Below are 13286 nucleotides of genomic sequence, written 5' to 3' on the forward strand. Positions count from 1 at the left end.
CCGATGAAACGTGCCGATCTCACGCCAGCGCGCGGGCCGCCGCGGACGGCGAGGGGCGACCGAGGTGGCCGGCCAGCCAGGCGCTGGTGGCGGCGAGGGAGGCGAGGTCGACGCCGTGCTCGATGCCGAGGCCGTCGAGCATCCACACGAGGTCCTCGGTGGCGAGGTTCCCGGTGGCGCTCTGCGCGTAGGGGCAGCCGCCGAGGCCGCCGGCGGAGGCGTCGAAGGTGGTGACGCCGGCGCGCAGGCCGGCCTGGACGTTGGAGAGCGCCTGGCCGTAGGTGTCGTGGAAGTGCAGCGCGAGGCGCGCGACGCCGACGCCCGCGGCGGCGAAGGCCTCGACGAGCGCGGTGACGTGGCCGGCGGTGGCGACGCCGATGGTGTCGCCGAGGCTGAGCTGGTGGGCGCCGAGGTCGAGGAGCCGCACGCCGGCCTCGACGACCCGCTCGAGCGCGACGCCGCCCTCCCACGGGTCGCCGAAGCACATCGAGAGGTAGGCGCGGACGTCGAGGCCGGCGTCGAGGGAGCGGCGGACGACCGGCTCGAACATCGCGAACTGGGCGTCGAAGGAGCAGTTGAGGTTGCGCTGGGCGAAGGTCTCGGTGGCCGAGCCGAAGACGGCGACGTGCCGCTGGCCGAGCGCGAGGGCGCGGTCGAGGCCCTTCTCGTTGGGCACCAGGACGGGCAGCTCGCGCACCCGCTCCCCGAGGGTCTCGCCGAGCAGCGCGAGGAGGTCGGCGGCGTCGGCGAGCTGCGGCACCCAGCGCGGGTGGACGAAGCTGGTGGCCTCGACGATCGGCAGCCCGGCGTCGAGGAGCCGCGTGATCAGCTCGGCCTTCACCGCCAGCGGCACGATCGCCTGCTCGTTCTGCAGGCCGTCGCGCGGGCCGACCTCGTAGATCGTGACGCGCTCGGGCAGCCCGGGCGCGGGCATCCGCATCGGCAGGCCCACGTCGGCGGCGCCGCTCATGCCCCGGCCTCGGGCGTCACCGTGAACAGCGGCGCCCCGAGCGCCACCTGGGCCCCGACGACGGCATCGACCGACCCGACCGTGCCGGCGAACGGCGCGGTGAGCGCGAGCTCCATCTTCATCGCCTCGACGACGCCGAGCACGTCGCCCTCGGCCACGCTCGCGCCGGGCTGGACGCGCACGTCGAGCACGGTGCCGGGCATCGGGGCGGTGAGGGTGCCGTCGCCGGCGCTGACGCCGGTCCAGGAGGTGTCACGGGCGTCGAGGACGAACCGCTGGCCGCCGACGACGACCTCGGTGCGGTGCGGCGAGCGCAGCACGAACGCCGGGCCGTCCTCGAAGGTCGCGACGTGCAGGAGCCCCCCGCGGCGGCTCACGCCCGTGGTCCAGCCGGAGGAGGAGACCTCGCGGCCGTGCTCGACCAGCGCCGGGGAGCCGCCGGCGGAGCGGAACCGGTCGGGCTGCCAGGGACCGCGCGGGGCCGCGGCGAGCTCCTCGGCGAGCACGATCCCGACGATGCGGCGCGCGGCGGCGTCGTCCGGCGCGGGCAGGGCGTGATGGTCGAGCCAGGCGGTGTCGAGGGCGCCCGCCGTGAACTCGGGGGTGTCGGCGAGCGCCCGCAGGTAGCCGACGTTGGTGGTCAGCCCGAGGATCGCGGTGGCGCCGAGCGCCTCGACGAGCTCCTCGCGCGCCTCGTCGCGGTCCTCGCCGTAGGCGATCACCTTGCCGAGCATGGGGTCGTAGGCGGTGCTGACGACCTGGCCGGACTCCAGCGCGTGGTCGACGCGCACGTGCGCGGGCCACACCACATGGGTGGCGGTGCCGGCCTGCGGCAGGAACCCGGCGTAGGCGTCCTCGGCGTAGACCCGCGCCTCGATGGCGTGCCCGACGACCCTGACGTCGTCCTGGGCGAAGGTCAGCGGCTCGCCGGCGGCCACCCGCAGCTGCTGCTCGACGAGGTCGAGCGGCGCGCCCGCGACCCGCGTGACGAGCTCGGTGACGGGGTGCTCCACCTGCAGGCGGGTGTTCATCTCCAGGAAGTAGGCCTCGCCGGAGTCGACGTCGAGGAGGAACTCCACGGTGCCGGCGTTGACGTAGCCGACCTGCCGGGCCAGCGCGACGCTCGCCTCGCACACCAGCGCGCGGACGGCCGGGTCGAGGTCGGGCGCGGGCGCCTCCTCGAGCACCTTCTGGTGACGGCGCTGGCTGGAGCAGTCGCGCTCGCCGAGGTGCACGACGCCGCCGTGGGCGTCGGCGAGCACCTGGACCTCGATGTGGCGGCCGCGCTCGACGTACTTCTCGACCAGCAGGGTGCCGTCGCCGAAGGCCCGCTCGGCCTCGCGACGCGCCGCGACGACGGCCTCGGGGAACTCCGCGGCGGACCGGACGATGCGCATGCCCTTGCCGCCGCCACCGGCCGCGGCCTTGACGAGCACGGGGTACGCCGTGGGGGTCTCGCCGTCGGTGGCGTCGCCCCGCGGCACCACGGGCACGCCGGCGGCCTCGGCGATCTCGCGGGCGGCGTCCTTGCGGCCCATCTGCTCGATGACCTGCGCCGAGGGGCCGACGAAGGCCAGTCCGGCGGCGGTGACGGCCGCGGCGAACGGGGCGCGCTCGGAGAGGAAGCCGTAGCCGGGGTGCACGGCGTCGGCGCCCGCGGCGACGGCGGCGGCCACGACGGCGTCGACGTCGAGGTAGCTCTCGACGCGCTCGGCCCGGTCGGCCTCGCGCACGTGCGGCGCGTCGGCGTCGAGGTCGGTGTGGATCGCGACGGTCTCGAGGCCCAGACGGGCGGCGGTGCGCATGACGCGGAGCGCGATCTCGCCGCGGTTGGCGATCAGGAGGGTCTTCATCTGGAGGGCTCCCATCACATGCGGAAGACGCCGTAGGAGGGGTCGGCCACGGGTGCGCGGCTGACGGTCTCGAGGGCCATGCCGACGACGCGACGGGTGTCGACGGGGTCGATGACGCCGTCGTCCCACAGGCGGGCGGTGGCGTAGTAGGGCGAGCCCTGCTCCTCGTACTGGGCGCGGATCGGCGCCTTGAACTCGTCGACGTCCGCGTCCTGGTCGCGGCCGGCGACGGTGGCCAGCACGGTGGCGGCCTGCTCGCCGCCCATCACCGAGATGCGCGCGTTGGGCCACATCCACAGGAAGCGGGGGTCGTAGGCGCGGCCGCACATGCCGTAGTTGCCGGCGCCGAAGGAGCCGCCGATGACGATCGTCAGCTTCGGCACCACCGAGCACGCGACGGCGGTGACGAGCTTGGCGCCGTCGCGGGCGATGCCGCGGTTCTCGTACTCGCGGCCGACCATGAAGCCGGAGATGTTCTGCAGGAACAGCAGCGGGATGCCGCGCTGGTTGCACAGCTCGACGAAGTGGGCGCCCTTGAGGGCCGACTCGCTGAAGAGGATGCCGTTGTTGGCGACGATGCCCACGGGGTGGCCCCAGACGTGCGCGAAGCCGCACACCAGCGTCTCGCCGTAGAGCTGCTTGAACTCGCTGAACCGCGAGCCGTCGACGACGCGGCGGATGACCTCGCGCACGTCGTAGGGCGTGCGGGTGTCGGCGGGAACGACGTCGAGGAGCGTGGCGGGGTCGAGCTCGGGCTCCTCGGGCGCGCGCACCTCCCAGGCCGGAGCGGGGTCGGGACGCAGGGTGTCGACGATGCCGCGGACGATGGCCAGCGCGTGGTCGTCGTCCTCGGCGAGGTGGTCGACGACGCCGGAGGTGCGGGCGTGGACGTCGCCGCCGCCGAGCTCCTCGGCGGTGACGACCTCGCCGGTGGCGGCCTTCACCAGCGGCGGGCCGCCGAGGAAGATCGTGCCCTGGCCGCGGACGATGACGGTCTCGTCGCTCATGGCCGGCACGTAGGCGCCGCCGGCGGTGCACGAGCCCATGACGCTGGCGATCTGCGGGATGCCGCGGGCGCTCATGTTCGCCTGGTTGAAGAAGATCCGGCCGAAGTGCTCGCGGTCGGGGAAGACCTCGTCCTGCATCGGCAGGAACGCGCCGCCGGAGTCGACGAGGTAGAGGCAGGGCAGGTGGTTCTCGGCGGCGATGGTCTGCGCGCGCAGGTGCTTCTTGACCGTCATCGGGTAGTAGGTGCCGCCCTTGACGGTGGCGTCGTTGGCGGCCACCACCACCAGCCGGCCCTGCACGCGCCCGATGCCGGCCACGATGCCGGCGCTCGGCACCGACCACGGGTCCTCGCCGTACATGCCGTAGGCGGCCAGCGGCGCGATCTCGAGAAAGGGGCTGCCGGGGTCGAGCAGGTGGTCGATGCGGTCGCGGGCGAGCAGCTTGCCGCGCTCGACGTGCCGGCGTCGCGACGACTCGCTGCCGCCCTGGCGCACGCGCGCGAGGCGCTCGTGCAGCTCGACGGTGAGGGCCCGCAGGTCCGGGCTCGCAGATGCGTTCGGTGTGGCCACCACCACAGGTTAGCGATCGTTAACCAGCGGGTCGAGTGGCCGCGCGTCGGAACTGCGCGGCGTGGTGCTCGGCCGGCAGCCGGTCCTCGCGTCCGAGCAGGCGGCGCCGCAGCGTGCCGGGCTCGTAGGAGCGCGGGTAGCGGCCGCGCTCCTGCAGCACCGGGACGACGTGCTCGACGACGTCCTCGAAGCTGCCCGGCGTCACGGCGTAGGCCAGGTTGAAGCCGTCGACGCCGGTCTCGGCCACCCACGACTCCAGCTCGTCGGCCACCTGCTCCCCCGAGCCGACGATGCGCGGGCCGAGACCGCCGATCGCCGCCCAGCGGGCGATGTCGCCGACGGTCCACTCCCCGCCCTTGGGGTCGGCCTGGTTGAACGCGGCGACGGCCGACTGGATCGCGTTGGAGCGGATCGCGCCCACCGGCTCGTCGAGGCGGTACTGCGCGAGGTCGACGCCCATCCAGCCCGAGCAGAGCACCAGCGCGCCCTCGAGGTCGGCGTGGGCCAGATAGTCCTCGTGCTTGGCGCGGGCGGCCTCCTCGGTGGCGTCGGTGATGACGGTCATGAGGGCGTAGACCCGCGCGGAGTCCGGCGCCCGCCCGGCCTCCACCAGCGCGGCCCGGATGCGCGCGACGGTGTCGGCCAGGATCTCCTTGGTGGGCGGCGCGACGAAGATCGCCTCGGCGTGCTTGGCCGCGAACGCGACGCCGCGGGGCGAGGAGCCGGCCTGGAAGATCACCGGCGAGCGCTGCGGCGACGGCTCGCACAGGTGGATGCCCGGCACGTCGAAGAAGCGGCCGTGGTGGCCGATCGGGTGCACCTTGTCGGGGTCGGTGAACACGCCGCGCTCGGCGTCGAGCACGACGGCGTCGTCCTCCCACGAGCCCTCCCAGAGCCGGTAGAGGACGTCGAGGTACTCCTCGGCGTGGTCGTAGCGCTCGTCGTGCTCGAGCTGGTCGTCGTGGCCCATGTTGCGCGCGGCCGAGGGCAGGTAGCCGGTGACGACGTTCCAGCCGACGCGGCCGCGGGTCAGGTGGTCGAGCGTCGACATCCGCCGCGCGAACGGGTACGGGTGCTCGTAGGCGGTGCCGGCGGTGATGCCGAAGCCGAGGTGCTCGGTGACGTGGGCCATCGCCGAGACCAGCAGCATCGGGTCGTTCACCGGCACCTGGGTGCCGGCCCGCAGGGCGGCGCGGTCGTCGGCGCCGTAGACGTCGTAGGTGCCGAGCACGTCGGCGATGAACAGGCCGTCGAAGACGCCCCGCTCGAGGGTGCGGGCCAGGCCCGTCCAGTAGTCGAGGTCGCGGTAGTCGCGCGAGCGGTCCTCGGGGTGGCGCCACAGACCCGGCGACTGGTGGCCCGAGCAGTTCATGTCGAAGGCGTTGAAGCGGATCGGCGCGGGGGTCGGGTCGGGCTGGCTCACGAGCGGACTCCTGGTTCGAAGGGCGGGCCGAGGGATGGACGGCAGCATTGTCGCGTTACTTGCTGGACTTTATGCTGCTAGCACCAGTCGCCACCCCCGGTCCAGGAGAACCCCATGACCTACCGCCCCGAGACGCTCGCGGTCCACGCCGGCCAGGAGCAGGCCGACCCCGCCACCAACGCGCGCGCCGTGCCGATCTACCAGACGACGTCCTACGTCTTCGACGACACCGAGCACGCCGCCAACCTCTTCGCCCTGGCCGAGCCGGGCAACATCTACACGCGGATCATGAACCCGACCCAGTCGGTCTTCGAGGAGCGCATCGCCCAGCTCGAGGGCGGCGTCGGCGCCCTGGCCGTGGCGTCCGGCTCGGCGGCGATCACCTACGCCGTGCTCAACCTGACCTACGCCGGCGACAACATCGTCGCGATCTCCACCCTCTACGGCGGCACCTACGCGCTGTTCGCCCACACGCTGCCGCAGTTCGGCATCGAGGTGCGCTTCGTCGACCCCAACGACCCCGCCGCCGTCGACGAGCGCACCAAGCTGGTCTTCGCCGAGTCCGTCGGCAACCCGCGGCTCAACGTCGTCGACCTGCGCGCCTGGGCCGACGCCGCCCACGCCCACGGCCTGCCGCTGATCGTCGACAACACCTCCACGACGCCCCTGCTGGTGCGTCCCTTCGACCACGGCGCCGACGTGTCGGTGCACTCGGCCACCAAGTACATCGGCGGCCACGGCACCTCGATCGGCGGCATCATCGTCGACGCCGGCACCTTCGACTGGGCCGCGCACGCCGAGCGGTTCCCCGGCCTGACCCAGCCCGACGGCGCCTACCACGGCGTCGTGTGGACCGAGGCCGTCGGCAACCTGGCCTACATCATCCGCGCGCGCACCGTGCTGCTGCGCAACACCGGCGCGGCCATCGCCCCGCTCAACTCCTGGCTCTTCCTGCAGGGCCTGGAGACCCTCCACCTGCGCATCGAGCGGCACAGCTCCAACGCGCTGGCCATCGCGCAGTACCTCCAGCAGCACGACGCCGTCAGCTGGGTCAGCTACCCCGGCCTGGAGGGCGACCCGAGCAAGGACGTCGCCGACCGCATCTACACCGGCCGCGGCTACGGCGGCCTGGTCAGCTTCGGCCTGAAGTCCGGACGTGACGGCGGGCGCCGGTTCGTGGAGTCCCTCGACCTGTTCAGCCACCTCGCCAACATCGGCGACGCGAAGTCGCTGGTCATCCACAACGCGACGACCACCCACAGCCAGCTCACCGCCGAGGAGCTGGAGAAGGCGGGCGTCCCGGAGGACCTCGTGCGGCTCTCGGTCGGCATCGAGAACGTCGAGGACCTCATCAGCGACCTCGAGCAGGCGCTCAACGCCGCCAAGTGATGGCCGATCCCCACGGAACCCGGCCGTGAGCGAGTGGTCCGGCCCGCAGCGGGTCGTCGTGCCGACGACCCGCTGCGGCTGCGCTCGGGAGCAGCGCTCGCCCACGTCGAGGTGGCCTACGAGACCTTCGGCACCCTGACGCCGGAGCGCGACAACGTCGTCGTCGCGCTGCACGCCCTCACCGGCGACGCCCACGTGGCCGGCGAGGGCGGCTGGTGGTCGACCCTCGTCGGGCCGGGCCTGGCCGTCGACACCGACCGCTGGTTCGTGGTCTGCGCCAACCTGCTCGGCGGGTGCCGCGGCACCACCGGCCCCTCGTCGATCGACCCGGCCACCGGCCGCGTCCACGGCCCTGACTTCCCGCTGCTCGAGGTGGCCGACCTCGTCACGACCCACCGACGGCTGCTCGACCGGCTCGGGATCGGACGGATCCACGCGCTCGTCGGCGGCTCGCTCGGCGGCATGCAGGCGCTCTCGTGGCTGCTGGCCGAGCCCGAGCGCGTCGACCGCGCCGTGCTGGTGGCCACGCCCGCGCGCCTGACGCCGGAGAACATCGCGTTCTCGGCGGTGGCCCGCGAGGCGATCACCAGCGACCCCGACTTCCACGGCGGGCGCTACGCCGAGCACGGCGTCGTCCCGGCCCGCGGGCTGAAGGTGGCCCGCATGCTCGCGCACATCACGTACGTCTCCGCGCAGGCGCTGGAGCAGAAGTTCGGCCACGAGCGGCGCGCGGACGCCCCGACCTTCGAGGTCGACTACGAGGTCGAGAGCTACCTGCAGCATCAGGGCGAGAGCTTCCTGCGCCGCTTCGACGCCCTCACCTACCTCCACCTCTCCCGCGCCCTCGACTACTACGACCCCCTGGCGGAGCCGGGCACGCCCGACGCCCTGGCCCGGCTCGCGGCCCACGGCACCCAGGTGTCGGTGACCTCCTTCGACTCCGACTGGCGCTTCGCCCCGGCGCAGTCGGCGCCGATCGTCGCGGCGCTGCGGGCGGCGGGCGTCGCGGTGGACGACGCCCTGATCGCCTCGCCGTGGGGCCACGACTCGTTCCTGCTCGATCCACCCGGCTACCACGAGCGGGTGCGGGCGGCGCTCGAGGCGCCGGTGCCCGCACTACCCTGAGCCGCGTGAGCCGGCGCGAGCAGATCCTCGACATCGCCGCCGACCTGTTCGCCCGCCGCGGCTTCCACGGCGTCTCGGTGGCCGACCTCGGTGCCGCCTGCGGCATCTCCGGCCCCGCGCTCTACAAGCACTTCGCCTCCAAGGACGCGCTGCTCGCCGAGATGCTGGTCTCGATCAGCGAGCGGCTGCTGGCCGTCGGGCTGGAGCGGGTCGCCGAGGCCGAGGACGCCGCCGGCGCGCTCGACGCGCTCGTCGCCTGGCACGTGGAGTTCGCGCTGCGGCACCGGCCGCTGATCATCGTCCAGGACCGTGACTGGGAGTCGCTGCCGCCCGACGCCCGCGAGCAGGTGCGCACCCTGCAGCGGGCCTACGTCGACGTGTGGGCCGCCCGGCTGCGCGAGCTCGACCCGGGCCTGGACCTCGCCACCGCCCGGGCCCGCGCCCACGCCACCTTCGGGCTGATCAACTCCACGCCCCGCTCGGCCCTGCTGCCCGACGAGGCGATGGCGCCGCTGCTGGCGCAGATGGCCCGCTCGGCGCTGCGCGCGCCCGCTCCTCGCTGACCGGCCGGCGGAGCGTCAGGTCAGCGGGGGCCAGGTGCCGGTGGTGGCGCCGTAGCCGCGGTCGATGCTGGCCAGCGCGCCGTCGACGACCTCGGTGCGCGCGGCCTGGTCGAGGCCCTGCAGCGGGCCCTCGAGCAGCAGCATCGCCAGGCCGTGGACGATGCCCCAGCAGGTGAACTCCGCGCCCGGACGGGCGTCCGGGGCGAGGAAGCCGACGTCGACGAGGGCGTCGAGGCAGTCGGTGAGCTGGCCGAACGGGCTGCCCTCCACCAGCGCCTCGGCGGCCGGCACCATCGGCGTCGCGCTGGGCAGGCTCGGGAAGGCGACGAAGGCGGCGCGGAACAGCCCGGGCTCGCGCAGCGCGAAGTCGACGTAGCTGCGGCCGATCTCCTGCAGGCCCTGCCGGGCACGGTGCACCGGATCGGGGTCGTCGAGGGCCGCCAGCCGAGCCGCGCCGGCCGCGGTGAGGGCCTGCATGCCGACGCCGGCGAGCTCGCCGAGGAGGGCGTCACGGTCGGCGAAGTGCCGGTAGGCGGCGTTGTGGCTGACGCCGACGCGGCGCGCGAGGTCGCGCAGGGCCAGGCCCTCGACGCCCTTCTCGCGCAGCGCCTCGACGCCGGCCTCGACGAGGGCGGCCCGCAGATTGCCGTGGTGGTAGGCGCGGGCGGTGCTCACGCGACGAGGGTAGACCACCGGGGAGGAGATGTTGACACCGGACACATAACGACCGCACACTCGTCCACGACGGATGTTGACACCGTCCACTTCGACCCGGCGAGACGCGCAGGAGCCCCGATGTCACCCACCACCATCCGCAAGCCGCTCGTGCTCGTCACGGTCTGCCTCGCGGCGCTGACCATCAACCTCGACACCACGATCGTCAACGTCGCGATCCCCGACCTGGCCACCGCGCTCGACGCCGGCACCCGCGAGCTGCTGTGGATCGTCGACGGCTACAACCTCGCCTTCGCCGCCCTCGTGCTGGCGATGGGCTCGCTCTCGGACCGCTTCGGACGTCGTCCCGCGCTGCTGCTGGGCCTGGCCGGCTTCGGCATGGCCAGCGGCGCGGCCGCCCTCGTCGACAGCGCGAGCGCCCTCATCGCGCTGCGCTTCGTCATGGGCGTCTTCGCCGCGCTGATCTTCCCCACGACCCTCTCGGTCATCGCCAACACCTTCCCCGAGCGCGGTGAGCGCGCGGCCGCCCTCGGGGCCTGGGGCGCGAGCACCGGCATGGGCGTCGCGCTCGGCCCGGTCGCCGGCGGCTGGCTCCTCGAGCACTTCACCTGGCACGCGGTCTTCTGGGCGCTGGTGCCGGTGGCGGTGCTCGCCATCGCGATGAGCGCGCTGTTCGTCCCGGAGTCGCGCGACGCGAGCGTCCCGCGCCTGGACCTGCCCGGCCTCGGCGTCTCCGTGGCCGCGCTGGGCCTGCTGACCTACACGATCATCGAGGGCCCCGAGCGCGGCTGGTCGTCGGCGGCCACCCTGGGCGGCTTCCTCGGCGCCGCGGCGCTGGTGGCGCTCTTCGTCGCGGTGGAGCGCCGGGCCGAGCACCCGATGCTCGACGTCGCCCTCTTCGCCGACCCCCGCTTCAGCGCGGCCTCGGGCGCGGTGACGATCGCCTTCTTCTCCCTCTTCGGCTTCATCTTCCTCATCACGCAGTTCTTCCAGTTCCTGCGCGACTACTCCCCGCTGGGCGCCGGGGCCCGCACGATCCCGGTGGCCACGTGCATCGCGCTCGCCTCGATCCTCGGCGGGCTGCTCGCGCCCCGGCTCGGCACCAAGGCCGTCGTCACCCTCGGCCTGACGCTGCTCGGCAGCTCGTTCCTGTGGATCTCCACCGGCGACGTCGACATCTCCTACCCCATGACGATCGTCCCGCAGATGGTGCTGATGGGCCTGGGCCTCGGCCTGGTGAGCACCGCGGCCACCGAGTCGATCATGCAGGTGCTGCCGCCGGCGCGCGCCGGCGTCGGCTCGGCGGTCAACGACGCCACCCGCGAGCTCGGCGGCACCCTCGGCGTCGCGGTCATCGGCTCGGTCTTCTCCAGCGTCTACGCCAGCCGCCTCGGCGAGCTGCTCGCCGGCGGCGGCCTGCCGCAGGGCCGGCTGGAGGCGGCGCAGGAGTCGGTCGGCGTGGCCGACGCGCTCGGCGGCAGCGTGCCCGCCGTCCGCGCCGCGATGGAGACCGCCTTCATGGACGGCCTCTCCACCGGCTGCCTGGTGATCGGCGTGCTGTGCCTGGTCGGCGCGCTCGGCGCGCTGGCGGCCCTGCCGGGCCGGCGATGGACCCCGCCGAGCGAGCGCGGCGAGCAGGGACAGGCCGGGGACGCGGCCCTGGAGACCGCCTCTACGCTCTGAGGACATGAGCATCCTCGACACCCCGATCGCCCGGCTCGACGGCTCGGCCGCCACCCTCGGCGAGATCACCGGCGGCGCGCCGGCCCTCCTCGTCAACGTCGCCAGCAAGTGCGGCCTGACCCCGCAGTACACCGGCCTGGAGGCCCTCCACGAGGAGTACGCCCCTCGCGGGTTCACCGTCGTCGGGCTGCCGTGCAACCAGTTCGGCGGCCAGGAGCCCGGCACCGCGGAGGAGATCGAGGAGTTCTGCTCGGCCACCTACGGCGTCACCTTCCCGATGACCGAGAAGATCGAGGTCAACGGCGCCGACCGGCACCCGCTCTACGAGGCGCTCACCCCCACCGCGAACGAGAAGGGCGAGGCCGGCGACATCACCTGGAACTTCGAGAAGTTCCTGCTCGCCGCCGACGGCACGATCCTGGCCCGGTTCTCCCCGGGCGTCGAGCCGCGCGACCCCGCGGTGGTGGAGGCCGTCGAGGCGCTGCTCGGCTGAGCACGTCCGGCCCGAGCCCGGGTCCGTCTCCTGAGGGCGTCCTCATGCCGGCACAGGCATGAGGACGCCCCCGGCAGGGCAGGCTGCGACGGTCCGACCTCGTCGAAGGGTTTCCTCGTGCCTCACGCCTCTCGGGTCACGACGCTCCTCGCGGCCACCGCCGCCGCAGCGTCCGTCTCCGTCCTCGCCCCGCCCGCGCTCGCCGACAACGCGCCGGTGCCCCGCGCCAGCCAGTCCGCGGTCGCGCCGGGGTTCAACGCCGGCCCCAACTTCGGCTCCTACCGCCCTCAGGGCGTCACCGGCGACCTCTGGTATCTCAACGACGCGCAGGCGCTGGCCAACCCCTACATGTCGTTCGCCGAGATGCAGCTGTGGGACCCGAACTCCAAGGAGGACACCGACGCCCACGCCGCCACCGGCTACCTGAGCGACACCACCCTCGACGCCGCCGTCGACCAGACCATCGGCTCGAACCTCTTCGCCGAGGTCATGCCGGGCACCCAGCGCAAGTACGTCTACGTCCGCACCTCGCTCAACCGCGGCCCGGCGACGGCGCTGCCCAACCTCACGCTCACGCTGACCTTCCGCTACCAGACCCGCAGCGGCCCGGTGCGCATGGAGTTCACCCACACCCGGCGCAACGCCCCGCTGTGGCCCTACGAGGCCGACGGCTCCCGGCCGATCATCGACGGCCCGGCCAAGGACATCTGGACGGTCACCCGCAACGACCGTCCGGTCACCTGCGACGGCTGGAGCAGCCTTCCCGGACGCGTCACCGTGGCCGGCCGTGCGATGCGGGTGCAGACCACGATGCCCAGCACCAACGGCACCAAGACCCCGGCCATCCGCGGGCTCGAGCACCGGGTCCCGGTGACCTGCCTGGGCGGGGTCTACAACAACGACACGCCCGTGTCGGTCACGACCACCCTCACCGCCTACCGTCACGACCCCGGCGTCGTCCCGAAGACCCGCAACGCCGCCAGCGTCGACATCGGCTACCTCACCACCGACCTGTTCACCACGCGCGTGGCTCGGCCGCTCACGCTCACCTGGCTGCAGTACTCCGACCAGGGGGCGATCGAGAGCCCGTTCAGCTGGGACAAGTCCGACATCCGCACCGAGTTCCGGTGGAACGACTCCACCGCCACCAACGACACCGTCTACGTCGAGCGCAACTGGCTGAGCACGAAGGTGCCGCCCGCGGCCGATCGCGAGACCGGGTTCGTCTTCGAGGACGCCAGCCCCTCCGGCGACGGACGCCGCTGGAGCGCCCGGATCGTGCGCGACTCCACCACCAGCACCGGCTATCGCGTCGACGCCTACAACACCGACCGGTCGCGCTGGACCTGCGCGCAGGAGCGCGGCCGCGTCACGTCCACCAAGACCACCTGGGCCCTGACGATCCCCCGCTCCTGCTTCCCGAGCAGCACCACCCTGCTGACGCTGCCCCTGGAGCGCGCGCACGCGTCGTACCCGATCATCCTCGAGGGAGCGACCCCGAAGAGCTGAGCGCCGCCTCGACCCCGGTCCCGGCC

General features: G+C 73.5%; 11 protein-coding genes. 6 read left to right on the forward strand and 5 right to left on the reverse strand.

The window, feature by feature from the left end; genetic code table 11:
• Positions 1–19: 19 nt before the first annotated feature.
• From ACZDWJ_RS00805 to ACZDWJ_RS00820, 4 genes are read right to left on the reverse strand one after another with little or no spacing between them, the layout of a single operon-like run.
• On the reverse strand, positions 20–970 hold the full coding sequence (locus ACZDWJ_RS00805; protein ID WP_463519007.1) for a hydroxymethylglutaryl-CoA lyase: 951 nt from the start codon (positions 968–970) through the stop codon (positions 20–22).
• Positions 967–2823 carry an acetyl/propionyl/methylcrotonyl-CoA carboxylase subunit alpha gene (locus tag ACZDWJ_RS00810; protein ID WP_463519008.1) on the reverse strand — a complete coding sequence of 619 codons (1857 nt, stop codon included), beginning with the start codon at positions 2821–2823 and terminating at the stop codon, positions 967–969. The genes ACZDWJ_RS00805 and ACZDWJ_RS00810 overlap by 4 nt, the downstream gene beginning before the upstream one ends.
• Positions 2824–2837: 14 nt before the next feature.
• Positions 2838–4400 carry a carboxyl transferase domain-containing protein gene (locus ACZDWJ_RS00815; protein ID WP_463519009.1) on the reverse strand — a complete coding sequence of 521 codons (1563 nt, stop codon included), beginning with the start codon at positions 4398–4400 and terminating at the stop codon, positions 2838–2840.
• Positions 4401–4419: 19 nt separating this feature from the next.
• On the reverse strand, positions 4420–5823 hold the full coding sequence (locus ACZDWJ_RS00820) for an LLM class flavin-dependent oxidoreductase (RefSeq protein WP_463519010.1): 1404 nt from the start codon (positions 5821–5823) through the stop codon (positions 4420–4422).
• Between the two features lie 114 nt (positions 5824–5937).
• Here ACZDWJ_RS00820 and ACZDWJ_RS00825 point away from each other — a divergent pair, with 114 nt between their 5' ends.
• From ACZDWJ_RS00825 to ACZDWJ_RS00835, 3 genes are read left to right on the forward strand one after another with little or no spacing between them, the layout of a single operon-like run.
• Positions 5938–7212 (forward strand): O-acetylhomoserine aminocarboxypropyltransferase/cysteine synthase family protein, encoded by a 1275-nt coding sequence (locus ACZDWJ_RS00825; RefSeq protein ID WP_463519011.1) that lies wholly within the window; start codon positions 5938–5940, stop codon positions 7210–7212.
• 33 nt (positions 7213–7245) lie between these two features.
• Positions 7246–8337, forward strand: coding sequence for a homoserine O-acetyltransferase MetX (gene metX, locus ACZDWJ_RS00830; protein ID WP_463519012.1), 1092 nt, complete (start codon positions 7246–7248; stop codon positions 8335–8337).
• 5 nt (positions 8338–8342) lie between these two features.
• A complete protein-coding gene (locus ACZDWJ_RS00835) occupies positions 8343–8900 on the forward strand; it encodes an SACE_7040 family transcriptional regulator (protein ID WP_463519013.1) in 558 nt (185 codons plus the stop codon).
• 15 nt (positions 8901–8915) lie between these two features.
• Here ACZDWJ_RS00835 and ACZDWJ_RS00840 read toward each other — a convergent pair whose 3' ends face one another.
• The gene (locus ACZDWJ_RS00840; RefSeq protein WP_463519014.1) at positions 8916–9575 is read right to left on the reverse strand and encodes a TetR/AcrR family transcriptional regulator; all 660 of its coding nucleotides are present in this window, start codon (positions 9573–9575) and stop codon (positions 8916–8918) included.
• Between the two features lie 120 nt (positions 9576–9695).
• On the opposite strand from ACZDWJ_RS00840, the gene ACZDWJ_RS00845 reads away from it, so the two are divergent.
• The 3 genes from ACZDWJ_RS00845 to ACZDWJ_RS00855 all read left to right on the forward strand — a co-directional run bounded on the left by ACZDWJ_RS00845 (position 9696) and on the right by ACZDWJ_RS00855 (position 13260).
• Positions 9696–11258, forward strand: coding sequence for a DHA2 family efflux MFS transporter permease subunit (locus tag ACZDWJ_RS00845; protein WP_463519015.1), 1563 nt, complete (start codon positions 9696–9698; stop codon positions 11256–11258).
• Between the two features lie 4 nt (positions 11259–11262).
• Entirely contained in the window at positions 11263–11751 is a 489-nt protein-coding gene (locus ACZDWJ_RS00850; protein WP_463519016.1) for a glutathione peroxidase, read from the forward strand.
• Between the two features lie 117 nt (positions 11752–11868).
• Entirely contained in the window at positions 11869–13260 is a 1392-nt protein-coding gene (locus ACZDWJ_RS00855; protein WP_463519017.1) for a hypothetical protein, read from the forward strand.
• Positions 13261–13286 lie beyond the last annotated feature (26 nt).

Source organism: Nocardioides sp. B129/18, from assembly GCF_055282735.1.

Bases quoted from the DNA above. Each gene is read 5' to 3' on its own strand.
- ACZDWJ_RS00810 (WP_463519008.1), bottom strand. From the start codon at position 2,823: ATGAAGACCCTCCTGATCGCCAACCGCGGCGAGATCGCGCTCCGCGTC.
- ACZDWJ_RS00825 (WP_463519011.1), top strand. From the start codon at position 5,938: ATGACCTACCGCCCCGAGACGCTCGCGGTCCACGCCGGCCAGGAGCAG.
- ACZDWJ_RS00850 (WP_463519016.1), top strand. From the start codon at position 11,263: ATGAGCATCCTCGACACCCCGATCGCCCGGCTCGACGGCTCGGCCGCC.
- ACZDWJ_RS00805 (WP_463519007.1), bottom strand. From the start codon at position 970: ATGAGCGGCGCCGCCGACGTGGGCCTGCCGATGCGGATGCCCGCGCCC.
- ACZDWJ_RS00845 (WP_463519015.1), top strand. From the start codon at position 9,696: ATGTCACCCACCACCATCCGCAAGCCGCTCGTGCTCGTCACGGTCTGC.